Origin of the sequence: Alkalihalobacillus bogoriensis ATCC BAA-922 (assembly GCF_000621445.1) — a bacterium.
GTDB classification, from domain to species: domain Bacteria; phylum Bacillota; class Bacilli; order Bacillales; family Bacillaceae_F; genus Bacillus_AO; species Bacillus_AO bogoriense.
Genome location: NZ_JHYI01000023.1, coordinates 1 through 24,268, shown reverse-complemented (window position 1 = coordinate 24,268; position 24,268 = coordinate 1). Strand labels below are relative to the sequence as shown.

Below are 24,268 nucleotides of genomic sequence, written 5' to 3'. Positions count from 1 at the left end.
TCTCGATGCTCTTCTCTTTGATGACTAAAAAAGTAGCTACATTCAATGATTTCAATCCATTGGATGCAGCTTTAGGTTTATTTAATCGGCAAGAGCATCGTAACTTTTGTTCCTCTATTAATAACACTTTCAAATAATAGTTCCCCTCGGTGCTCTTGGATAATTTTTTTTGCTACCATTAGTCCGAGACCAGTGCCTTTTTCTTTTGTCGTATAAAAAGGTTCTCCTAATCGTTCGAGCCGTTCTTTCGGAATGCCTCGACCTTCATCTGAAACTGTAGCTTTTACCATCTCATTTTCTTGCCCAACATGAATTTGTATTTGACCACCTTCTGTCATGACCTCAATTGCATTTTTGATTATATTCATTAACACTTGTTTGATTTGATTGCTTTCGCATAACACTGAAGGTAGGTTTGGACTATATGTTGTACGAATTGTAATTCGCTGAGCCGTTGCTTGCGCTTGAAGTAACACTATCACTTCATGTAGTAATGAAACAAGATTATATTGAGTCACAACAGGTATTTCAGGCTTAGCCAAATATAAAAACTCGTTAACGATTTCTCGAATTTTTTCAACTTCTGACATAATGATATCGTAATAACTATGGTTTTCTGTCGCTGATGCTTTTAATAATTGAATAAACCCTTTTATCCCTGTTAGCGGATTACGTATTTCATGAGCGACACTCGCAGCGAGTTGACCAGCCAATGATAGCTTTTCAGACTGCTTAATCATTTCTTCAATATATTTACGGTATGAAATATCTCTGACCATAATTTGGGTTGCCGGTTCCCCTTTATAACAAAGGGGCTCTTTAATCGTTTCTACACTTAAGTGTTCACCACTATCTTGGATTAATCGTTTTTCTTCAAATAAACTTGTTTTTTCTCTATCCTTACTCTTATTTGGAAAACGTGGAGAATCTTCATTTATGAGTAAATTTGATAATTTTTCACCAGTTAAATCGTTATTTTTAGGCTTATTTAGAAGAGTAAAGGTTGCTGGATTTGCGTAAACAAGCTCTCCCTCTTTTTCAACAATAATACCATCGGGTGATTTTTCAACGAGTTGTCGATATAAGTTTTCTGTATGCTCTAATTCAATAAAATACGCTAAAAAAGAAGCCATTGAATAGAGTAAATCTATATCCTTTTGTTTAAACGAATAGTAAGATGTAGAAATCGCGCATAACGTTCCGTACATTTCACCATTTTTTAAAACAATAGGTACTCCTAAGAAACTTTTAATTCCTAATTGTGATGTTACCTCTAACTCGCTTGCAATGTTATGTTTTGATGTATCATCAATAATAACAGGGTCACGCCCTGCATCTAATATTATGCTTCAGTAAGCATCCATAAATTCTAGGCTTGTCCCTGGATCAAATAAATGATGGTCTCGGTGAAAAGCACTAAAGATTAAACTTGTATTCCTGTCATTGCTAGCAACGCAAAATGTATTTACGTCAATTTGTTGACTAATAACAGCTAATATATGATCGGCCGCTTCTTTAATACTCTTAAAAAATGACTGGAAAGGCTGGAGATTTTCCATATACGAACACCTCCTTTGGTAAGATTGTCTTAAGACCGACAAACTTTATTATACAGGAAAACTATAGCTAATTTCACATTTTAGACAATATTTCTCGTAATTTACCAAAATATTTTCTTTTTTTTGAGTGATAATCATTGAATAAGGTAAAGATCAACTTATTATTCTAGTTCAATTATACTTACTCACACTATATCAAGAGAACTATTAGAAATAAAAAAAGAAACAAGTACCGTTTACAAGTCAGTACTTGTTTCCTTTTTTATTAAATGTTTGTTAAATCGAGTTGCTAATACTCTAGTTGCTTTCACAGGATCGATGTTAAATACAATTAATTCATTTTGTTCTCGCTGAGCTTTAGCTAAGCATTGACCTGTTGGAGAAATCAATGTTGTGCTCACTTGTTGATTAGGTAGTGCATAATTCACACTAGCAAAATAAACATTATTTTCCAAACTTCGACAAATCATCGCATTTTCATAAAAACTTGAGTTCTCAACATCATTTGTAAATTGAGGATGAAATATAATAGAAGCCCCATTTACTGCTGCAAAACGAACGGTTTCTGGATACCTCCACCCTTCATGACAAATGACGATTCCAAACCTCACACCTTCAATCTCAAATATTTGTCGACCACTACCAGGTTCATAGCCAAATTGATCTTCGTCGGGGTCAATTTGATTTTTAGTTTGATAGCCAAGAATTTCACCATTTTTTGAAATCACAACCGCGATTATATGTAACTTATTTTCCTTTTGCCATTCTATCGGCAAAATAATTGCCGTGTTTTTTATTTTCGCCAACTTTTGCACTTTCATTAAAGCGTCCTTTTGAAATTGATGATCATAAGGGGCTACATCAAAACCAACTCCACGTAGACCTGGTATAGTAGATTCTGGGAAACAAACAATATCGCATCCCCTGTTGGAGGCCTCTTCTACCATTGAAATAACATTTTGTAACCCGTTTTGCGGAGTTAATGAAAATGGAACTTGCGCTAACCCTATTCTCATACTTTCACCTCACTATTTTATAAAGACCATTTTCTACCTTTTATTTTATTATCATGTAGCTTAAAATAGCAAAAATATTTTTGTTTTTATGAAACATATTTAAGTTTTATTCGACAAATTAATAGAAGGTAAACACATAGACATATAGGAGGAGGGGGAATTTTGGAAAATGAAAAAAAACTAAGAGAAGAAATTGATTCTATATGTGAAGAATATTATCGTGACGTTTATCAGTACTGTTTATACTTCACAAACCATCACAATGAAGCCGAAGATTTAACTCAAGAAACATTTATAAAAGTATTAAAAGGATTAAAAAAATTTAAAAATCACTCTTCTATAAAAACATGGGTGCTTTCCATTGCAAAACATACAGCCATTGACCATTACCGCAGAAAGAAGATAATTCAGTTTATTCCATCTTTATTATTGCCTTCACAAGCCGCAATTGATGGTTTGCCAGAACAGGAGGTACAAGCAAAAGAAAATTGGCAAGAAATCGAACATGCCTTACTTTTGTTAAAGCCACATTATCGTAATATTTTAATTTTGAGAGGCATTAATGAACTAAGTACGAAAGAAACGGCAGAAATACTAGATTGCAAAGAAGCAAAAGTTCGTGTTGACTATCACCGAGCGATAAAGCAGTTACACCTTTTACTATCTCCAGAACAAGGAGGAATTTTTTCTAATGAAACATTTGAATGAGGACGTATTAAACAAGCTGAAAAGCCATCCTTACTTCGAACCGCGTCAAGAAGCGAAAAAAGAATTAAAACAACTGCTTCGTCAAAAAGCGGTAAGAGTCGAACGGACTCACTCTATTCTTCGTGTCGTTAAATTCGCTCCATTCCTAATTGTTGCGATTATATCCACGATATGGGTTACTTCATTTTCTGGTGTTGACACAATAAAAAATGGATTTCAATCTTTTTTTGGAATATCACCTATAACAGATGAACGGGAAGAAAACGACTCAAAAGAAGTACAACCAATTCGATCATTTGCTCAACTTCAAGCAACACTGCTAGCAAAAGGAATGCCAAAGCTCGCTGTTTCTAGCTTAACCTCATATTTTCAAGCAATAGAACAACAAGATGTTAAGGAGGTGGAACAATACAGTGTAAAGAATGTTAATTATAGTGAGATTATCCAATTTTATAACGAGATTGTTTCTGTTCCATCCTTTGTTGTTACCGAAGTTGAACATAATGAAAATGAAATCATAGTACAGCTAGCCTATCAATCAAAAAAAGACAATAATTATCAGCTAGTTACGTACTCAATCACAAAAAAAGAGCAATCTTTTTTTATTCAAGACAATATTTTAACTCAAAATCCTATGCCAGATTATGAGTTCTCCCCTCTCATCATTGAAACTTATACGACTTATAAAAAAACGGGGCTAAATTCGATTTTGTCTAGTCTATCAAAAACTGAGTTTGTTGAGCTTTATTATTATACAGAACAACAACATGACTATGACATGTTATATGATTTACATACGCAACATGAAAGCTCTCTTCTTTACAAATCAAAAAAACATTATGTCGATGAAATGCGAAGAACATCGAATAAGTCTTCCGATTCACTACTTGCCATATATGAAGATAACGAAAAAAATGACCATCCAATTGTCTATATACTCTCACAAAATAGTGAACATCCCTTTACCTTCCAATTAATCGAAGAAGGAGAAAGTTGGAAGGCAAATTGGCTACCCATTCAATAATAAAAAGTACAACAGCACAAAAAAATTTGTGACTGTTGTACTTTCTCCTCACTTGAGCAATGATTTATCGAATAATCGGCAATGTGACTTGAAACTTAGTTCCTTTGCCAACTTCACTTTCCACTTCAATTTCACCATCAAAGTGGGCAACAAGTTTCTTAACCATAAACAAACCGATGCCTTGTCCACTTTGTTCTTGATTTGTTTTTTCATATTTAATATATAATTTACTTAATTGCTCTTTTGTCATACCGACACCGTTATCCGCAACTACAATAATAAGCTGCTCATCCTTTTGAAAAACCTCTAATGTAACTATACTTCCTTCTTCACTATATTTTATTGCATTACTTAATAAGTTTGAGACAATCATTTTAAAACCCATAAAGTTACTTAGGACCATTTCTTTTCCGCTCAGAAGAATGAAAGTCGCTAGTTTTATATTTTGTGTCTGGCCTTTTATTTTCATAATTTCAACAACTTCGTCGACAGCCGATTTTACAAAAATTAAATTTTTTTGCCAAAACGCATCGGTTGATAACATTTGTTCTGTTGTAATAATATGTGAAATTTCATTATCGATTACAACCGCTGAATCATAAATAGCTTGAAGTCGCAAAACTCTCTCCCTATCATGCTCTTGTTCTTTTAACAACTTAGAATAAGCTTTAATGACCGTTAAAGGATTTCGTACTTCATGGGAAACGACATGGACAAAGTCTAATTTTTGTTTATACAAGTCAATTTCAGAATCAATCTTTGTTTGAATCGATAACGATGGGAAAGCAGTAGGATTATACTCATTCGACGTTTTATAAAGAGTACTTCGCGTTATATTATTATCAGTCATAAGAAATTCATGGCTTCTCATCATTTCTAATAAAATATTTGCGGGAACTGATTCCGCATCATAAGCACAAACAGTTGTATAGCCTAACCCTGCGATTGTAATATCACATTTGCATTCATATGTATGTAGTTTACTTGTAATATTATCTTGTTCCATCCAATCCACATGACCCCAGATTCGAACCGTTAACTCATGTTCAACATAAGGAACAACAATGGATGATAAATTATTTAAAATCCGTTCAAAATGAAAATCTTGATACATTTCATAAAAGTCATAATTATTTACGTAATGAACATGACTTAAATCGATAGAGCCGAGTCTTTCTTTTATTTTAGCAAAGCGATCTTCACTATCAATGAAAACAATATGATGACCTTGGTCAATACCAGCTAATATATAGGAAGCAGCATTCTCGATATACTCATCCTTTTTATTATAAAAGTATAAGATATGAGAACCTTGCTCAATTTTTAATGTACTCGTTAATGGGACTAATGTTTTCATTTTAACCTCCAAGTTTGGCATCTATTTTTTATAAAACTATTCTACCACCCAAATGAAAAAAAAAGTTAAATTCACCAAAAGAAGCTAAAATCCAACATTATTCCCTTAATTTCTTCACTCGAATAGGACAATTACTCTAGGTGTATAACAGGAAATGAGTCATATACGTAATTTACATTTGACGAATAGAATGGAAATAACTCATTCCCGCTAAAAAAAGACCAAAAAGTAATAGTGCCCCTCCTAATATTAAAAACATATTTATAAAACTTGTGATTACAATTGATTCATACAAAATATTATATTGCCCTACATTCGCCAACCAATTTTTTGAAAAGTATGTCCCTAAATGGACACTAAAAAATAAAAGGAACATACCAATGGATGATGAAGTAAATGTTACCCCAACCATTTTCCTCATGTCTTCGCTTGTCATCTATACCCCACCTTTGTTGCTCAAAATCCTATATTTGTTAAGGTTCTACACTTGGCTTAAAATAACCTTCACCATTTTGTCAAAACTGCCATTATATTTCCACTTTTTTCTTGTTATCATAAAAGTGATTCTTTTTCATGAAAGGAGTTTTGATCTTGTCCAGAGATTGGCTCGGGGATATGATTAAAGATTTTGAAAAGAAAGAAGGACCATTAAAAGGAAGTGGGAAACCATTACCTGACCATATTTTAAAAGGGGATGTGTTAGACCGTACAATTCAACATGCAAATTATCGTCCTGAATGGCTCGCACTTCAGCATTCCATTTGTAACGATATTCAGCTCTTTATTAAGGAGCGTCCAACTCTATCACGTAAAGAAATACAATCAAAAATAGAGACCATAAACAAAAAAATAAAAAAATACAATACACTCTGTCCAACTCCATTACAAAAAATGAAAGTTAGCAAAGACACGCTTGAAAAACAATTATCAAGCTGGTTGTAAAAATGAAAAGGAGGTTGGAACAAAATGGTCCAAACTCCTTTTTATTAATGCTTTACATTGTTTTCTATAAATAATCCGTAGTCTGGTATGGCAATTTTGTCAAAATCGAGCGCGAGTTTATCAAGGTTTTTATGCAAGTTTTCCCCTGTCATTGGAAGCCCATGACCTGTAACCGCAACATTCGGTTTAAGTGAAGCTAATGTTTTCACTGATTCCCAAGCCGCCTTCCAGTCAGGTGTTAAATAGCGCGGAGGGCCACTAATTTCTTGCTCCTGTGTTAATACACTGTACAAAGATTCTTGTTTGACTGTAACAAACGCATCACCTGCAAGTAAAGTTCGGTCTTCTTCGCGGAAAAAAGAAACATGTCCCGGTGTATGCCCTGGAGTGTGAACCCAAGTGAACCCTGGCATATGAGGAACCGTATTATCTGTTGGTAAAGCTGAAACATGGTCTCCTAAATTAATCGGCTCATTTGGAAAAAGTGAAGATAGTTTTGCGACCATTCCACCTTCAACCGTTGGATCAGGATTCGGATAACTAATTTTTCCAGTTATGTACGGAATTTCCAATTCGTGGGCATAAACAGGGACTTGCCAATGCTTCACAAGTTCAATGACTGCACCAACATGGTCAAAATGTCCATGAGTAAGAATAATGGCTTTCGGCTTACTCCCTTCTCCGAATCGTTCTTCCGTAGCTCTGATAATCTCATCTGCTGATTTTGGCATTCCTGCATCAACTAAAACAAAATCATTTGTTTCTGGGTTTCCAACTAAACAAATATTTACAATTTGTACAGTGTGGCAATAGACATCTTGCACAACTTCTAGCCCTTCTCCGCTTGAAACCGAAGTTGTTGGAATATATTTATAGTCTTCACCATACGTCATTTCTCGGTCCATGATTCATTCCTCATTTCTTTTTATGTGTGCTTAAAAAGAGAAGCACCATTGTTACCATGCTTCTTATTCAGTAGAAACATAAGCGATAAAAAATGGAACTTTACTCTGTTGCTAATTGTAATTTTCGGAATAACGTTTGTTGGTCTCCATCATGTTTATCATCTTTTGGTTTTTTTACATGAATAAGAAATAAACACAGTAACCCTAACACAAAGGTTAATCCAGCCGTTGCTAAAAACATTCCTGTTCGGGACCAATTCATAAGCCACTCAAACACTGGTGGACCTGCTGCAACACCTAAAAAACGTACAGAACCATAAAGACTAGTAACAAATCCTCTCCGGGCTGCTCCTACCGAACCCGTAATTAAACTATTTAAACAAGGAAGAACTAGACCTGTCCCAATACTACTTCCAACAAGGACGGCGATAAATGGCACCAATTTCGTGAAAAAGACTAAAGTGGCAAAGGAAGCGGTCATTAAGATAAACCCAAAAATAATTACTTTTTTCATTCGACTTATATCTTTCCCAATTTTACTTCCTGTGGTAAAAGATGTAACCATCATAAATAACAATGGGATGGCAAGGATCGCCCCTTTTAAAACACCATCAATATTGTACTGTGTTTCCAATGTATCTGATAAGTAAAATAAAATACCAAACAACGTAAATAAACAAGTAGCCCCCGCAAGATAAGCAGTAAATAACCATCTTCCTTCATGCTTAAAAACAGAGAATAGCCCTTTCACATATTTTCCAACAGGAGGTGCTTCTTTTTTCTTCTTCTTTTCCTTTACAAAAAAGGCGGTGAGTAAAAGAGAAATGATAACAAATATAGGGAACCCCCAAAATGGACCGTACCATACTAATAACGCTAATAAAGATCCTACGATCGGTGATAAGACTTTACCAAACCCATTGGATGCCTCGACAATCCCTAATACCTTACTTTGGTCGCCTCCTTTAAATAAATCTCCGGTTAATGCCATGGCAATCGGAGCCGTTCCAGCTGCCCCAATTCCTTGTAGTGCTCGTCCTACCATTATCCATAAATATGGATTTCCAAACCAAGCAGAGGCAATCCCTGCTAATAACCCTCCAATTCCATAAAGAGATAATGCAGGAATAATAATAGCTTTTCTTGAAAAACGGTCTGACAGATAGCCTAATATGGGGATAGAAATGGCGGCTGTAATAGAGAATATCGTAATCGTTAAACTTGCTTGAAAGGCTGTAATTCCTAATTCTTTTTCCATTTGTGGCAATATCGGAATTAACATTGAATTGCCTAAAGTCATAATGAGTGGAATCGACCCAATTGCTAATATGACCAATCCTTTACTTTTCTTCGCCAAGATGTTACACTCTCCCCTTTTTCATTTTCACCTACAATTTTTGTAAAATCTTTTCTTCTTTAAGATGCAAAAAAGAAGCAAAAAAATACATGGAAAATCATGATGAACTCTTACTAAAAGCAGCTCAATCTTTTGGAGTACAACATGCAAAAAGAAGATAGATGCATACCTATATAAAAGATAGGATTAAGAAAGGATGTATAACAAATGCACATAAGACGGATTGTTTCTTTATTTTTTTGTTTTTGTTTACTATTCGTTGCCAGTTGTTCAAACGAATCTCCAGCGACTGACACAACAGACTTTCCTAACAAAAGCATACAACTTATTGTTGCTTTTTCCCCTGGAGCAGCCACTGATACACAAGCTCGCATTATTTCTAAATATGCCAGTGAATATTTAGGTCAAGAGCTCATCATCGTCAACAAACCTGGTGGTGGTGGTCAAGTGGGGTGGAATTCTTTTTCTTCTGTTGAACCAGATGGCTATACTTTAGTCGCTTATAATTTGCCACATATTATTACACAACCACTTGTAGGTCAAACAAGTTTTGAAATCGAAACATTTGAACCACTTGTCAATTGGGGCGGGGATCCTACCGTTTTTGCTGTCCATAAAGATAGTGATATTGATTCCTTGGATGATTTAATTTCTACGGCAAAAGAAAATCCTGGTTCTATAACAGTAGGAAATGCAGGATTGTTTGTTGGTCAACATTTAGCGACTCTTTTGCTCGAAGATTCTACAAACATCCAACTAGAACACGTACCATTTCAAGGAGCTGCTGATGCAATCGCCTCGTTACTTGGAGGTCATACAGATGTAGTGTCAGGAAATTTATCGGATATCTATCGATTAGGGGATGAAGTAAAGCCTTTGGCAATAGCAACACAGGAACGACATTCATTTGCCCCAAATATTCCAACTTTTGCTGAGTTAGGATATCCAGAAGTGGTTATGAGTACTGACCGTGGGATTGCGGCAAGGCAAGGAACTCCTAATAATGTAATCGAAACACTAGAGTTAGCATTTATGGAAATTTTAAAAGATGAAGATTTCTTAGCTGAAATGGAGCAAGCCGGAGCAGACATGCTCATTATGGACCGGGATGCCGTTATTGCAGATATGGAAGTTCGAACAGAAACATACAAACAATTGCTTCAGTCTATTGGGGTAATAGAATAATGGTAACAGCCCAGCCACACATGAAAAGTGTGGCCTTTTTTTAATAACTTGTACAATATATGTTACAATATCATTGTATCTATCCTTAAGGAGTGACGACTCGTTTGAATAAGTACACATATTTCTTTTTATTCGTTATTTTACTCATAAATGGCATTCGCTATCTTGGATATTTATTACAAGGCCATATTACTCTTTATTATTGTCTTATGCTTTTACTAAACATAATCGGAATTGTTTTTTCAGTTTATTCGTTTACACAATGGAAAGCAAAAAATAAAAAAATAGCCAATACGTAAGTATAGTGTCTAAAAGAACAAGTTCGAATTGATTAGTGGACAGCTGTTCCGCTAAACATGAAAAACTTTTTATCGTATGGTTTCTTTATTAAAAGAACGTATGTCTGTTAGCATTTCATATTATTCATTTTTATCGCAATAACGGAACTGATGTTAGTGTCGACAATTAACACAACATTAAATCCACCCCCTTTCTCAAACAAGGGGGCAGCTCGATTCATTTTAAGGTAGCGGCACATTCAATAAATAACTAAATACAAAATATAACATCGTCGGAAATACCACAGCTGTTATCATCACTTTTTTAACAGAAACAGCCTGTCGGTTATAGCAATACATATAAAGAGGAACGAGAACCATTAATAGAAACACTTGAACATAAAAACTTAAAATCGTAATGAGTGAACAAATGATAGTGACGGCAATAATAAAAGTTAGTACTGATTTTTTTATGTTATTTTTTAGGGTCGTCTGTTTTCCTTCAGTCATCATTTGTTTTAACCATGCCAATAAAACGAAAAAGAGCATAAAACTAAATGTAAGTTGCGGGAAAATTCGTTGTCCAAAAACCATGTCATTCATAGCAAAAATACACAATAACAATAGGTTGGCTAAAAAAATGTAGGTCCAACCAAAATTAGCTGATTTAGCATTAGCCATAAACCATTCCATTTTAGTAACTATCCCTAGCTTTTTATTCTTCGTAGATTTCATGCTTTGCACAAACGAAACTAAAATTGTAGCGATAATAAGGCTATATAAAATGACGTTCCATGTTCCTGTAAAGAAAAAGGCAAATGCCGAACCATGAGCGCCTCCGATTTGTAACCCTTGCAACAGCCCCTCTTCAGCTATTGATCCTAATATAAATCCTAAAGCAATTGGCGCTGCTGAAAATCCAATTTTATGCATAAAAAACATGATAAACCCAATAACAATCATCGTATAAATATCAAACACATTGTTTTGCGTAGTATACGCACCAATAATCGAAAACGATAAAATAATAGGCGCCATAAAGTATGCGGGGATATTCGTTAACTTCGTCATGTATTTAATAAGTGGTAACGCTAATAGTAACAATAAAATTTGGGCCGCTACCATACTATATAAAAACGTATAGGCAACATTCGCATGATCAACAAATAAATTGTTGCCCGGCCAAATTCCATGAATTAACAACCCACCTAAAAAAATCGCTGCTGTCGGTGAGCCGGGAATTCCCAATGTAAGCAATGGGACAAGAGAACCACCGACCATCGCATTGTTCGCGCTTTCAGATGCAATAACACCGTCTTTATGTCCTTTTCCAAATTTTTCTTTTTCTTTTGAAAATCGCTTTGTTTCATTATAAGCCAGTAAACTGGCGATATTTCCTCCTGCACCAGGAATCATTCCAATAAAAGCTCCAAGTCCACTTCCAAGAAATAAGGCTTTTGGCTTTTTTACAATATCAAGAAATGACTCTTTTACTGAAGAAGATTGCTTCGTTTCTTTTGTTGGTTGTCTCGAATTTTTCTGGTGAAGGTTTTCTAGAAGACGTAATGCTTGAGGGAAGGCAAATAACCCAATTAATACAGCGACAAGATGTAAGCCTCCTACTAAACTGTCCATTCCAAATGTAAACCGAGCTGTCCCTGTTACAGTGTTAATCCCAATAAAGGACAATGCAATTCCAATACCACCGCCGATTAAGTTTTTTAAAACGGAACCATCTGAAATGGCGGCAATAACGGTAATACCAAAAATCGCAATCCAAAAGCTTTCTGTTGGTCCAAATCTTAAGGAAAAGTCAGCAAACACCGGAGCAAAAAATAACAGTAAAAACATTCCAAACAAGCCACCGATAACTGAAGAAATCGTGGCCAATTCAAGAGCCTTTCTCGAATGCCCTTGTTTTGTCATCTCGTATCCATCAAATGTCGTTGCTACATTAGCTGGTGCACCGGGCACATTAAATAATATCGCTGGAATCGATCCTCCAAAGACACTTCCACAATAAATGCCACCTAACAAAATTAACCCTTCTGTCGGTCCTAACGAGAAGGTAAATGGAATCATTAAGGCGACACCCATCGTTGGCGTTAGTCCCGGAAGAGCCCCTACTAAAATCCCAAGCAACAACCCAATCACTAACACGATGATATGATGGAACTCAAACGATTGAATTATAAACTCCATACACACCCCCCTTTCCATCATTATAATAGGATATTCACCTAATTCACGAATGTGCTGGTTGAAGAAAAAGTTCCTTTCTTTTTCATTGTTTTTCTTTAATCGGACATAATGTTACTGTATTGGATTCGAAAACGGAAAGGCAGGTGAAATTTGAGGATGGAAAATACAAAAAATGAAATTCAAGCGATCTTTAAAGAAACTTGTGGAACTTGGCAAAACTGTACAGAAGAAACGGTGCTTCATTTTTTGGCCACATGTCAAAGTCACAATCTTGACCCACAATATTGTATGAATTGGCTAGAAGAACATAAAGAGCAAATGGCTCATTGGGATGAATTTTCCGAAGCAGCTCAAGAATGGGTGAATGAACATACAGCTAGCGGAACACCGTATACTATGGATTATTTAGATGAGGGATTTTAACATTTGAGCCCCCTCTATTTAAAGAAGGGGCTATCCTTTAATTGAACGGACATTTGTTTCGTTATTACTGTAAAAACACCGATATTTTCATTTTTAACGGACATACGTTCAGTTACTTTATAATAATACCAACGAAACCTACGCGTTTGCATGCATATAACGGAACATATGTCCGATAGCTTGTCAAAAATAGCTCTTTTTTCAAAAATAGCGGAACATATGTCCGCAAAGTTTATGACACAGTCGTTACTCACCCTTAGTGTAGAAAAAGGAGTTTAATGTTTCTACGTCCATCATTAATATTTGATCATCTTTAAACAACTGCACATCCATGATCATTTCTGGTCTTGGTACAGGAATAGATTCACCATCTTCTAACATTAAGTCCGTATACACATGTAAAGTACGTGTTAAATGATGATATAACCAATAACCTTTCATCACATTGTTGTCATCGGGATACACACCGTTACTATATCCTTCATATTTTCCATCTTCATGAAGAATGATAGATGTATTAAACGACCCATCCTCGTTTTCAAATCCCCAATGGCCAACTAACTCTTCTCCAGTAATTGATAAATTTAACAATACACTGTCACGGTCCATTCCAGCTAATTGATCAAGTTCCTTTAAATCTTGCGAGGTAATCGTTCCATCTCCCATTGGAATCGCCTCAGTGAGCCCAAGAACGGCAAATGCATAATTCCAGTAATTTTGACCTTGTTCTAAATCAAATAGACCTTCTTCAATCGCACGATCATCTCCGTTCACTAATCCTTGTTCAAATGATTGTAAGCCACTTTCAAAATAATCCATTGCGACCATATAGTCAAAATGAACATCATAAAAATCATCTGGAGCATGTAAAGCACGGTATTGATTGATGATTGTTGTTATTTTTTCAATTTGATTTTGATTTGCTTGAACGTAATCATCCATACTTTCATCATGTAACAAACGAGAAAGTTCAAAGAACTCTTCTTTTAATTGTTCTTGATATAAGCCGATATACTCAACATACTCCTCTTTGTCTAAAGGCGGTGTATTAAAAACCTGTTCTTGTACATCTGTTGATTCCTGTTCCTCTGTGGAATTCATCTCTTCCTTTACTTCATTTACTACTTCTTTAAATATTTCACCGGTAAATCCACATCCTGTTAAGACATAAGGAAGTACGACAATACAGCAAATTAAAAAAGCTTTTTTCACTTTCACTTAATTTCCCCCTCTTTTTATATACAAAACAATTCGCTTCCTACTTTTCAGGAAGCGAATATCATTCATTTGTTTTCCCTACTCTATTCATACTAAAGTTACAAAAATAACAAAGGATAAATTATCCATTCATTATTTCCAAGATTACATATATGCTTAATGTTTCACAAGAGAAATTTATCCTATATTTACAAACAAACAAAAAACTGCCGAGAATTTTCGACAGTTTCATTTATGTGCTTATTATAATTTTTTTGTCCAACCAAATAGGTCTTCAATTTCCCCTTTTTGAATGCCTGTTAATGTGTCATACAACTTCTTCGAGACTTCTCCAGTTTTTCCTTCATTAATCACCATTCGCTCGTTTTTCCAACCAAATTCACCAATTGGAGAAATAACGGCAGCTGTTCCCGTCCCAAAAGCTTCTTCTAAATGGCCGTTTTGAAAGGCTTCATATACTTCTTCAAATGAAATATTTCTTTCTGTTACAGTCATATCCCATGAACGAAGAAGATCAATGATTGAACTACGGGTAACTCCTTCTAATATACTTCCATTTAACGCTGGTGTCACAATGTCACCATTGATTTTGAAAAACACGTTCATACTTCCTACTTCTTCAACATATTTTTTTTCTTTTCCATCCAACCAAAGAACTTGCGAAAATCCATTTTTCTCTGCATTCACTTGAGCAATGATACTCGCTGCGTAGTTTCCACCCGTTTTCGCTTCACCAGTACCACCAGGAACAGCACGAACAAATTCTTCTTCTACAGCAATTTTTACTGGATTCATTCCTTCTTTATAATAAGCGCCAACAGGAGATAACGTAATCATAAATTGGTATGTTTTAGATGGTGCTAGCCCTAAAAATGGCTCTGTCGCAAAAATAAATGGTCGAATATATAAGGAAGTGTCTTGTGCTTTTGGAATCCATTCTTTTTCAATTTTTAATAATTCTGTTAACGCATGTAGTGCAAATTCCTCATCAACTGCTGGAATACAAACACGCTCACTCGACCTGTTTAAACGCTCCATATTTTTTTCTGGGCGGAATAACATAATATCGTCATTTTCAGATAAATACGCCTTTAACCCTTCAAAAACAGACTGACCGTAATGCAAGATTTTCGCAGCCGGATCAAGGACAACGGGTTGATAAGGAACAATACGTGCATCATGCCATCCTTGTCCTTCCGTGTAGTCCATAATAAACATATGATCCGTATAAATTCTTCCAAAACCAAGTTCTTCTGCATTTGGTTTTGGCTTTTTTTCAGTTGTTAACTTCACATCAATTTTTTTAAAATTAGACATTGTTTCCATTCTCCTTCGATTCCGGACTTTTGTTCGTTACATTAGCCACAATTATGTATAGATACTATTTGTATCATACCCGTTTCTATGAAAAACATGTTTTAAGAAAAACGTGGAGCGTCTTTTCTTAAAAGCGAAGAGCGGAGCCCTGCCCGCTTTTGACAGTGAACCACAAGCTCTTCTTGGGGTGAAACGCGCAGGTGCGCAGCCTTCGCTCTTCTAGCATAAGCTTTCACAGCTTCATTTGCTATACCAAAGTTTTTCTTATCTTTTAAAAAAGGAAATGTAACTGAATCTATAAAAATATTATACGGTACTCCAAATACTCCGTCAAAATTATTCTTTCTTTTCGACTTGTTATTTGTATAATATATTAGATACTATGCTTATTTTTCACTTGTTTGCTCAAATGAAGGGAGAATGCTATGGTGTTCAATTCAGAACAAAAATCATATACCGTTCCACTCGTTTTATCTATTATTCTCATTTCCTTTTCTGCTATTTTTGTAAAATGGTCAGAAGCACCACCGACCATATTAGCAATGTACCGGATGTGGTTTGCATGCGTTTTTTTACTCCCTGTTTTATGGATAAAACGCAAAGAAATTATACAAATTCACTTTACGCAGTTGAACCTTTTGTTTTGTTCTGGCATTTTTCTAGCCTTACATTTCGGATTATGGTTTGCTTCTTTAACTTTGACAACCGTGGCAAGTTCAACCATTATTCTAGCTTTGCAACCCATTATTGCGTTAATCGGTGGTTTTTTTATATTTAAAGAAAGAACAACGACATCGGCTATCATCACGATGACAATCGCCATTATCGGAGCCATGATGGTGGGTTGGGGTGATTTTGGTTTAAGTGACGAAGCAATTTTAGGAGATATTCTTTCCTTTTTCAGTGTCATTGCTGTCGTTGGATATTTAATGATAGGACAAAATGTCGTCCAACACATGTCTCATTGGATTTATAGTTTTTCTGTCTTTTTCTTTACAGCTTTAATTTTAACAGGATATAACCTTATCGCTCAAATTCCTCTCTTTTCATATGAAAGTCGAGAATGGGGTCTTTTTCTTTTGTTAGCGATTATCCCAACACTTGCTCATCTCATTCACAATTGGTTGCTACGTTATATGAATGCGACAACGATTTCGATGAGTATACTAGGTGAGCCTGTCGGAGCGACTATTCTTGCCGTCCTTCTACTTGGTGAAAAGCTCGTTTATTGGCAATTGATTGGGGGCGTTCTTGTATTAATTGGTGTCTTTTTGTTTTTAACCCAACAGCAAAAACAAAGAAGCGATCTTCATGCGAAGAGTGCATAAAATCATTTACTTATCATTGATAAGCTTATAGTAATAAACCGTAGCTTCATACTGTCCGTCTGCAGTTAAGCAATACTCGGGAATTTCACCTACTTTTTTAAACTGAAGTGCGGTATATAAATCATTGGAAGGGTCTCCCTTTCTCGTATCAAGGACAAGTAATGTTCGTTTTTCGCTCCGAGCTCTATTTTCAGCCGCTTCCATTAACAAGCGACCGACTCCTCTTCTTCTAAAACGAGGGTGTGTCATCAGTTTGGCGATCTCAGCTCGGTGTTTTCCATTTTCTTTCGTTTCCAACTGAAGTTGAACTGTTCCAACGACTTCGTTTTCGATAAATGCTAGAAATAATACGGCCGTAGAATTTTGCACTGTAGCCCAATATTCAGTGGCTTCCCTTTCTTTTAATGGCGGTAAAAAGCCAACAGAGGCCCCGTCATCTACAACATCCATTAATAGGGTACTAAGCTCATTCAAATACGGTTCAATCGTTGTTATCTCTTTTACTATGACATTCATTTACAAGCCCCTTTCTCTCATTTTTGAGTTCATTTTACAGGATGGAACTCCTATTGAGAAGAAAAACATTGTTCCTCAATCTGTCGTCTTCAAAGCAGGAACTCGGAAGTATACAACAAAAGCAACAAGTATTACACATAAAGCCCCTGTTAACATAATCGTGTTGATAGGAACACCCATCGTCAAAACAATGGAAGTTACTCCAAAAGAAACAGGAGTTAGCCCTAACGAGGACATTTGCAATAAGCTCATTACTCTTCCAATCATATGGTCCTCTACTACATCTTGAACAACTGAAATTAAAGGAATATTAATGATAGAAAATGAAATCCCAAGCAAAACGACCATCAGCATACTTTGCCATAATTCGGTTGTTGTGCTTAACAACATAAACGAAATAGATAGTAATAATAACGCTCCAATGGCAACAAGTCCCCGCTTTTTACGAATATTTAATATCCCAACAACAACAGAGCCAACAACCATTCCAACTCCAAGGGCACCTTCTAGAAAACTAAAATCTAGTGTACTCCCTTCGAGCACATTTTTCACAAAAAGTGGCAAACCCATTGTTAAAGGGCCAACGATAAAAAAGTTTAAAAACACCGAGGTTAATAACAGCGCTGTAAGGAATTGACTTTGTTTAACATAAGCCAATCCTTCTTTAATTGAGTTTAAAAACGAAGGAAGTTCTGTCCCAGCTTGTTGAGGTTTTGCTTTTAATTTTATAAAATAAATAAACAATGCAGCCGCAAATAACAACAAGGATGTACTACCAAATACAACTGAATAACCACCAAGAACAATAATAAACCCTGCGACCATCGGGCCAAAAATCATCGCCATTTGATTTGTCATTTGAACTACAGAATTTGCTCTCGTTAATTGTTCCTTTTTCACAATAGAAGGAAGAAAGGCACCGCTGGCTGGCCAGAAAAATGCATCTAAAACTCCAAATATTAAAGCAAAGCCGACAAATGTCCATAAAGAAACAACATCAAAGAAAAGCATGATTATTAATCCTACAACAAGGATGGCTCTAGAAATGTCTGATAGAAACATAATGAGTGATTTACTCACTCTATCTGCCACAACTCCACCGATAGTCATAAATAACAGCCTCGGTATCGTCGATGCGATAAAAATTAAACCAAGTGAGGCCTCTAATTGCAATGTTTCAACGACAAACCAAGACTGTGAAAACATAAATATTGACGTACTTAAACTAGAAAACAAGCCTGCCATCCATAATAAAAGAAACTTTCTTTCTTTAAAAAGAGATGGTTGCTTTTGTTCTTGTGTTACCGCTTCTTCCATCTTTACCCCTCGCTTTCATCTTCTGTTTTTTCAATTGGAAAACCGACCATGTTTATGTGGTATGACTTTGCATTTTCTTTGTGTTCATCCTTTCCGTACTCCTGAATTGTTTCAACTAAATCTTTCCACTTCGTTTTGATGACTTTTAATTCATCCTCTGTTAACTCTAAAATGGCAAATAAATTCCCAATTAATTGATTTTTGTAATCCTCTAAATAATCATCTTCCGTTTTTTTAATTAACGAAACCGTCTTGTTTAATGAAATTGTAATGTTTTCTCTTAAGCTATCGGCCACTGAATGCTGTTGCGACTGAGGCAATATATCATCAAATGTGAATTGACTGGCAATACATTGATAAAATTTTTGGATTATGCCATTCTTTTCTTCCGTTCGGACTACTTTAATTAAACCAACTCGTTCTAACTCTTTTAAATGATAATGAATTTTTGAAGCTGGCATCTCTAAAATATCGGCAATCATCTTTCCTGTTTTTGCATGGTCAATAATTTCCCATACGATTTTTATTCGTATTGGGTCACTGATGACTTTTAATTGTTCAATATCTGTGATTTTATAAATATCTGACATGTTTTACTCTCCTTTAACGTTCAATTTTATTTGAACGTATTATAATATTAAAACATTCCAGATGTCAACAGTTAAAAAGGATGATTTTGGAATCAAATGATGTAAGAAAATACAAAGGCACTGAACATTGGTGGTTATCCCAATTTCAGTGTCTACTATTTCCTTGAGTAATTTATTTTTACAAAACACTATTTTCTATTTACCTCTATGCACGATAAATACCCATTTTGCATATTGTACTGTATCAGTGTCATTTTCAGTCGTTCTACCATAAAACATAAAGACATTTGCATTCAGGAGGTCTACTATGTATCCCGTCTACAATTACTATGGTAAGGAGAAAAAATGCGAAGAAGTCCCTGTTGCTTTTCCACCGCAAGAACAGCAACAACATCCTGGTCTTGAATATAAAATGATTCCAAGACCGATTTCAGAAAACCCTCATTATATTGGTAGTCATAAATTAAAAGATAAAATTGCGATTATTACTGGGGGCGACAGTGGAATTGGTCGTGCGGTTGCGTATGCCTTTGCAAAAGAAGGCGCTCATATTGTAATTCCGTACTTATGTGAACATGAAGATGCCAAAGAGACAAAAGCTAGAGTAGAACAACTTGGACGTCATTGCTTACTCATACCAGGTGATTTACAAGATGAAACAATGAGCTATGAAGTAGTGAATCAAACTGTCCAACACTTTGGAAAAATTGATATTTTAGTCAATAATCACGCCGTTCAATATGTACAAAAAAGTATCGAAGACATTACAGCGGATCAACTAGATATTACATTTCGAACAAATATATATGCATTTTTCTTTTTAACGAAAGCCGCTCTCCCCTTTATGGCACCAGGAAGCTCGATTATCAATACAACGTCTGTGACAGCCTATGAAGGTGAACCTGATCTAATAGACTACTCAGCAACAAAAGGGGCCATTAATGCCTTTACCCGCTCATTATCGTTATCACTTGCTGATAAAGATATTCGAGTTAACGGTGTTGCACCTGGCCCAATTTGGACACCACTTATTCCATCTTCTTTTTCGGCAGAGGATGTAAAAACATTTGGAACGGACACCCCGAGAGTACCAATGAAACGAGCGGGCCAACCTTTTGAAGTTGCACCAAGTTTTGTGTTTTTAGCGTCTGAAGATTCGACATATATGACAGGCCAAATTTTACACCCAAATGGTGGGGAAATTACGAGTTCTTAGTTTACAAAAAAACGAAATAAACGAGTATCTCGATGTAGGATACTCGTTTTTACCATGCTTTACAATATTCTTTGAAAAATTCAATCAAAATTGTAAATTCCATTGTTACTATGTAAATAATCGTTTGATTTCTTCAATATTTCTAGCGATATAAGTAGGTTCTACTCCTCTTAATTCTTCTTCTGTTCCATAGCCGTACAATACACCTAACGAATCAATTCCACATTGGTGTGCCCCAATAATATCATGCTTTCGGTCACCCACCATAATAAACTCAGCTTTGTTTTCTTGGTCATATGAATCTAAAATGAACTGTATAATTTCTGCTTTAGACGTACGCCTCCCGTCTAAATGACTTCCTATAACCATGTCAAAATAACGATCAATTTTAAAATATTCTACGATTTTAATAGCAAATTCTGTTGGTTTAGATGTTGCAACAATTAATGTGTAACCTAATGTTTTTAAATGACTCAACAATCGTTCAATTCCACTATACATTTCATTTTCATATATTCCTTTTTGAACAAACCGTTCTCGATAAAAATGAATGGCTTCCTGAACTTGCTCTCGTTGAAAGGAGTAGAACAACTGAAACGACTCTTGCAATGGTGGCCCAATAAAAGCCGTTAAACTTGATAAGTCGATATCTTTTATCCCCATCTTCGTCAATGCATAATGAACAGATGAAGTGATTCCAATCTTAGGGTCAGTTAATGTCCCATCTAAATCAAATAATATAAATTTATACATGTTCCACTCTCCTCCAAAAATCATAGTTTCCTAATTCTCTTATTTATTCTAGTTCAATTCTACCATTTATGAAACATTTTATATTTTCTTCCGTATATTTCTATTAAAATACATTTTGTCTATTTACAGCACAACTTTTATAGGAGGTATTAAATGAAAGCTTTTTTCCGTTGGACAATGAAAGCTTTTCTGATATTCATTATCATCGTAGCCATTATTCTTTTATCCTTATTCGGTTACGTAAAATATCAGGAGTATAAATTAAAAAAAGAATTTGAAAAAACGGTTTTTGACTATACCGAACACGCAGGAACACTCATGCCCGAGGATATGGAAGAAGAGCTATGGGACATCGATGTCAATGATGATGGAATGACATATGGTGAAAAAGTGGAGTTAGGCTTAGATCCTTATGAATGGGATTCTAGTGGTAATGGCATTTCAGATTATGACGCTATCCATAAATACAATCTAGATCCAACTGTTTATTCTTCAGCCGATGACGGCATTAGTGACTTAGTAAAAATTATGGAAGGACTTGACCCTCATGAACCAATAACAAACATCGAACCTTTTGTTATTGAAGATGAAGGATTAGGTGTAACACTTCACACCACAAACTTAAATGACAAGTATTATGCTTTTATTGAACCTTATTATAACAGTAAGTTTAATCAAATGTTCAATCCGCTTCAAACACCCGTTCGTGTTCTAGGATATGATGGACAAATCACCATCTCATATTCAGATTCTGAAGAAGATAAAGAAAAAATAACCGCTTATTACTTTCATTTTGAAGACCGAAAATTAATAAAAATCGACAATCAAGAACATAATCAAGATCTTAATGAAATTTCATTTTCCTTTAATTTGCGTTACCCTATTTTATTACTAGCCGACGATGAAGCACACAAAAAAGAATTTCTATATTTTCGTTTCTCTGGCTTTGAGCTTACAGAACGTTTCCTCGGTTGGGGGCATAAAGTGTATATATTTGAAGTTCAAGGAAAAAATTCTGATGAATACATGGTGGAAACAATTCCAAATGAAGAGTGGGGAGTAGCAGAATTGTCTTTTCAACGAATTGGAAAAATATCAGCTAACACCGTACAGGGATTGTTTTCTAAACTTGACTCCAACTTTGTTAAAATGCCAGAAGACAATCCTCTACGAAAAGGTGGGTTTATTGATTACGGACAAGTTCACGGAAACTATGATCTTGCGTTAGAAACTGCAATTCCATGGATCCATGACGCTCCTGAACATGAGAACGAAGAAATAAAAGATGAGGATGAAAGCGAAAGTGAATATAACGACCTTTATCCTGATCAACTAGTTATCGATTCAGGCTTTCGAATAGATTACCATGCCTTTAGCTTTTCAAACATTAGTACTATAAAAGGGAGTAGCGGAATCTGTGCTGGATTCGCTCGAGTTGCCGAAAGAATATATAACGGTGCGTCCATTGAAGAAAAATTAGATTTTTCTGCTTCATCTTTTTTAATTAAACTTAATGAGAAACTTAATCCAAATGTGGATTATGATGATATCGGTTATGATTTAACGAATAAAAAAGATATGTATCCTTTTTTGCAAGATGGACATTTATATGCTTATCAATTAAACGATACTACAATTGAAATGCAGTATAACCCTAACGAAAAAGTTGACCCAGATAAAACACCGGAGCCTGACTCTACATTAGTTTCGATGTTAGAAACTCAATGGATCCATGCGAATGACCTACGATTAAGATGGCCAGAGTTTCATGCTAATCGTGTTACTGTTTTGGATGAAATTGAACAACTTTTTCAAAATGGACAAATTATTACGGTCTCCCTTCCAGGACATGCTTTAAATGGCTATAAGATGCGCAAAGATGAATTTGACCCTAATGTTTTGTATATTTATTTGTATGACAATGTACTTCCAAAAGAAACAATGGAAAATTATGGTTATGATGAAGTATATATGAAAATTGAAAAAGCTGTTAAACCTAGATTATTTGATTGGGATTTCACAGGTGAATACCATTATTTCACATACGAATATTTTCCAATTCCAGAATTTAATCATTCTTATCGGTTTGGAGAAAAAGATGTAGAATATACCGGAAAAGTCGTATTTTACCATAATGATAAACAAATTAAATAGTAGTAATCAAGTTTAGGTTATTCACCCAATAGGATGGAATGACATACGTTATAATGGCAGCAAAATACTCCTAAGGAGGCATACTGTGAGCTATTATTATTACTATCCGTATGTTCCTCGATATTACCGACAAAATGAGTATCCTTACCCTCCTGTGAACATTGCATTATTTGAAACGTCATTATCAAAGTATCAACAATTAATCCAACACGGGAACCGTTTAGTGACAAGTCTAGCATCATCCCAAGACCTCATGTACCAAATCATGTACTCTGCTCAAGAAGGAGACCGTGACACCGTCGATCGAATCATTCGAGAAATAGGTGTACCAACTGAAGTAAATACAACATTTACTCCGACTGGTGTCACATTTACCTTATTTGAGGATGCTGAAGGATTACCACGATGTTGTACATTAACGATGAATTTACGCTGGGGGTAATGAAGAAAAGCGTGGGATCTTCTTTACTTTTCAAGCGAAGTGCGGAGCCTTCGCTCTTCTAGAGTAAGCTTTCAAAGCTTCACTGCTATACCAAATTTTTTATACTCCCTCATTAATGTTGAAAAGAGGCTGGGACATAACTAGCCAGAAATAATTGAAAAAGGTTCCGAACATCCAAAGATGATGTTCGGAACCTTTTTAGTTGGAGCGTTAGATGGATTATTATCATATTAGCCGCTCCTGGCAATGTACTTTCTCAAGTTCACCGCCAGGAAGGCAAACCCTAATTCATTTTTCACCTTCTCTTTGCCTCTCACTGACAGACGAGTGAAATGCAAATTAGCCTTCAAAAATCCGAAAACTGGTTCCACATCGGTTTTACGCCTACCGTAGATTTCACCCGTTTTCTCTTCTGAAAGCTGTTGTCTTACGTATTCTTTTTGTTGTTCCCATTTTTCGTT

General features: G+C 35.4%; 25 protein-coding genes. 10 read left to right on the top strand and 15 right to left on the bottom strand.

All coding sequences use genetic code 11. The features are described from left to right. Positions 1 to 77 precede the first annotated feature (77 nt). The 3 genes from T323_RS29305 to T323_RS0110555 form a co-directional block, all read right to left on the bottom strand. Positions 78 to 1,316: an ATP-binding protein gene (locus T323_RS29305; RefSeq protein WP_281175736.1), complete on the bottom strand. Its 1,239-nt coding sequence runs from the start codon at positions 1,314 to 1,316 to the stop codon at positions 78 to 80. Between the two features lie 33 nt (positions 1,317 to 1,349). Continuing rightward, positions 1,350 to 1,559 (bottom strand): hypothetical protein, encoded by a 210-nt coding sequence (locus T323_RS26525; protein WP_035178418.1) that lies wholly within the window; start codon positions 1,557 to 1,559, stop codon positions 1,350 to 1,352. Positions 1,560 to 1,795: 236 nt separating this feature from the next. Then, the gene (locus T323_RS0110555; protein ID WP_026673252.1) at positions 1,796 to 2,575 is read right to left on the bottom strand and encodes a carbon-nitrogen hydrolase family protein; all 780 of its coding nucleotides are present in this window, start codon (positions 2,573 to 2,575) and stop codon (positions 1,796 to 1,798) included. A 162-nt stretch (positions 2,576 to 2,737) separates the two neighbouring features. Here T323_RS0110555 and T323_RS0110550 point away from each other — a divergent pair, with 162 nt between their 5' ends. Together T323_RS0110550 and T323_RS0110545 are read left to right on the top strand one after the other, a co-directional pair. Beyond that, positions 2,738 to 3,283, top strand: a complete 546-nt coding sequence (locus T323_RS0110550) for an RNA polymerase sigma factor (protein ID WP_051556482.1) — start codon at positions 2,738 to 2,740, stop codon at positions 3,281 to 3,283. Continuing rightward, positions 3,267 to 4,307, top strand: coding sequence for a hypothetical protein (locus T323_RS0110545; RefSeq protein ID WP_026673250.1), 1,041 nt, complete (start codon positions 3,267 to 3,269; stop codon positions 4,305 to 4,307). Before T323_RS0110550 ends, T323_RS0110545 begins: the two co-directional genes overlap by 17 nt. A gap of 64 nt (positions 4,308 to 4,371) precedes the next feature. Here the strand turns inward: T323_RS0110545 and T323_RS0110540 are convergent, their stop codons facing one another. Together T323_RS0110540 and T323_RS0110535 are read right to left on the bottom strand one after the other, a co-directional pair. Then, positions 4,372 to 5,664: an MEDS domain-containing protein gene (locus T323_RS0110540; RefSeq protein WP_026673249.1), complete on the bottom strand. Its 1,293-nt coding sequence runs from the start codon at positions 5,662 to 5,664 to the stop codon at positions 4,372 to 4,374. A 172-nt stretch (positions 5,665 to 5,836) separates the two neighbouring features. Then, positions 5,837 to 6,100: a hypothetical protein gene (locus T323_RS0110535; protein WP_026673248.1), complete on the bottom strand. Its 264-nt coding sequence runs from the start codon at positions 6,098 to 6,100 to the stop codon at positions 5,837 to 5,839. Between the two features lie 155 nt (positions 6,101 to 6,255). Between T323_RS0110535 and T323_RS0110530 the strand changes: the two genes are divergently transcribed. After that, complete coding sequence (locus T323_RS0110530; protein ID WP_051556481.1) at positions 6,256 to 6,606, top strand: DnaJ family domain-containing protein; 351 nt, start codon at positions 6,256 to 6,258, stop codon at positions 6,604 to 6,606. A gap of 44 nt (positions 6,607 to 6,650) precedes the next feature. Here the strand turns inward: T323_RS0110530 and T323_RS0110525 are convergent, their stop codons facing one another. Further along, a complete protein-coding gene (locus T323_RS0110525; RefSeq protein ID WP_026673246.1) occupies positions 6,651 to 7,511 on the bottom strand; it encodes an MBL fold metallo-hydrolase in 861 nt (286 codons plus the stop codon). A gap of 100 nt (positions 7,512 to 7,611) precedes the next feature. Continuing rightward, positions 7,612 to 8,811 (bottom strand): MFS transporter, encoded by a 1,200-nt coding sequence (locus tag T323_RS0110520; protein WP_180320847.1) that lies wholly within the window; start codon positions 8,809 to 8,811, stop codon positions 7,612 to 7,614. Between the two features lie 264 nt (positions 8,812 to 9,075). Here T323_RS0110520 and T323_RS0110515 point away from each other — a divergent pair, with 264 nt between their 5' ends. Both T323_RS0110515 and T323_RS0110510 read left to right on the top strand, forming a co-directional pair. Then, a complete protein-coding gene (locus T323_RS0110515; RefSeq protein ID WP_051556480.1) occupies positions 9,076 to 10,053 on the top strand; it encodes a tripartite tricarboxylate transporter substrate binding protein in 978 nt (325 codons plus the stop codon). A 104-nt stretch (positions 10,054 to 10,157) separates the two neighbouring features. Further along, on the top strand, positions 10,158 to 10,352 hold the full coding sequence (locus tag T323_RS0110510) for a hypothetical protein (RefSeq protein ID WP_026673243.1): 195 nt from the start codon (positions 10,158 to 10,160) through the stop codon (positions 10,350 to 10,352). 222 nt (positions 10,353 to 10,574) lie between these two features. On the opposite strand, the gene T323_RS26520 is transcribed toward T323_RS0110510, so the two are convergent. Next, entirely contained in the window at positions 10,575 to 12,533 is a 1,959-nt protein-coding gene (locus T323_RS26520; protein WP_051556479.1) for a tripartite tricarboxylate transporter permease, read from the bottom strand. Positions 12,534 to 12,689: 156 nt separating this feature from the next. On the opposite strand from T323_RS26520, the gene T323_RS0110500 reads away from it, so the two are divergent. Next, entirely contained in the window at positions 12,690 to 12,956 is a 267-nt protein-coding gene (locus T323_RS0110500) for a hypothetical protein (protein WP_026673242.1), read from the top strand. A 246-nt stretch (positions 12,957 to 13,202) separates the two neighbouring features. On the opposite strand, the gene T323_RS27950 is transcribed toward T323_RS0110500, so the two are convergent. Together T323_RS27950 and T323_RS0110490 are read right to left on the bottom strand one after the other, a co-directional pair. Next, entirely contained in the window at positions 13,203 to 14,174 is a 972-nt protein-coding gene (locus tag T323_RS27950) for a DUF3994 domain-containing protein (RefSeq protein ID WP_051556478.1), read from the bottom strand. 243 nt (positions 14,175 to 14,417) lie between these two features. Continuing rightward, the gene (locus T323_RS0110490) at positions 14,418 to 15,491 is read right to left on the bottom strand and encodes a branched-chain amino acid aminotransferase (protein ID WP_026673241.1); all 1,074 of its coding nucleotides are present in this window, start codon (positions 15,489 to 15,491) and stop codon (positions 14,418 to 14,420) included. A 425-nt stretch (positions 15,492 to 15,916) separates the two neighbouring features. Between T323_RS0110490 and T323_RS0110485 the strand changes: the two genes are divergently transcribed. Further along, a complete protein-coding gene (locus T323_RS0110485) occupies positions 15,917 to 16,819 on the top strand; it encodes a DMT family transporter (protein ID WP_026673240.1) in 903 nt (300 codons plus the stop codon). A gap of 6 nt (positions 16,820 to 16,825) precedes the next feature. On the opposite strand, the gene T323_RS0110480 is transcribed toward T323_RS0110485, so the two are convergent. The 3 genes from T323_RS0110480 to T323_RS27945 form a co-directional block, all read right to left on the bottom strand. Next, complete coding sequence (locus T323_RS0110480; protein WP_026673239.1) at positions 16,826 to 17,335, bottom strand: GNAT family N-acetyltransferase; 510 nt, start codon at positions 17,333 to 17,335, stop codon at positions 16,826 to 16,828. Positions 17,336 to 17,410: 75 nt separating this feature from the next. Beyond that, a complete protein-coding gene (locus tag T323_RS0110475; protein ID WP_026673238.1) occupies positions 17,411 to 18,652 on the bottom strand; it encodes an MFS transporter in 1,242 nt (413 codons plus the stop codon). Positions 18,653 to 18,654: 2 nt separating this feature from the next. Next, positions 18,655 to 19,242: an ArsR/SmtB family transcription factor gene (locus T323_RS27945; protein ID WP_051556477.1), complete on the bottom strand. Its 588-nt coding sequence runs from the start codon at positions 19,240 to 19,242 to the stop codon at positions 18,655 to 18,657. Positions 19,243 to 19,549: 307 nt separating this feature from the next. Between T323_RS27945 and T323_RS0110465 the strand changes: the two genes are divergently transcribed. Further along, positions 19,550 to 20,458, top strand: a complete 909-nt coding sequence (locus tag T323_RS0110465; RefSeq protein WP_026673237.1) for an SDR family oxidoreductase — start codon at positions 19,550 to 19,552, stop codon at positions 20,456 to 20,458. Between the two features lie 108 nt (positions 20,459 to 20,566). Here T323_RS0110465 and T323_RS0110460 read toward each other — a convergent pair whose 3' ends face one another. Further along, on the bottom strand, positions 20,567 to 21,211 hold the full coding sequence (locus T323_RS0110460; RefSeq protein ID WP_026673236.1) for an HAD family hydrolase: 645 nt from the start codon (positions 21,209 to 21,211) through the stop codon (positions 20,567 to 20,569). A 153-nt stretch (positions 21,212 to 21,364) separates the two neighbouring features. Between T323_RS0110460 and T323_RS0110455 the strand changes: the two genes are divergently transcribed. Together T323_RS0110455 and T323_RS0110450 are read left to right on the top strand one after the other, a co-directional pair. Further along, the gene (locus tag T323_RS0110455; protein ID WP_026673235.1) at positions 21,365 to 23,365 is read left to right on the top strand and encodes a hypothetical protein; all 2,001 of its coding nucleotides are present in this window, start codon (positions 21,365 to 21,367) and stop codon (positions 23,363 to 23,365) included. Between the two features lie 85 nt (positions 23,366 to 23,450). Further along, positions 23,451 to 23,807 (top strand): YuzC family spore coat inner layer protein, encoded by a 357-nt coding sequence (locus T323_RS0110450; RefSeq protein WP_026673234.1) that lies wholly within the window; start codon positions 23,451 to 23,453, stop codon positions 23,805 to 23,807. 230 nt (positions 23,808 to 24,037) lie between these two features. Here T323_RS0110450 and T323_RS26505 read toward each other — a convergent pair. Beyond that, positions 24,038 to 24,268, bottom strand: a 231-nt coding sequence (locus tag T323_RS26505) for a transposase (RefSeq protein WP_051556476.1), incomplete at its 5' end; no start/stop codon positions are given.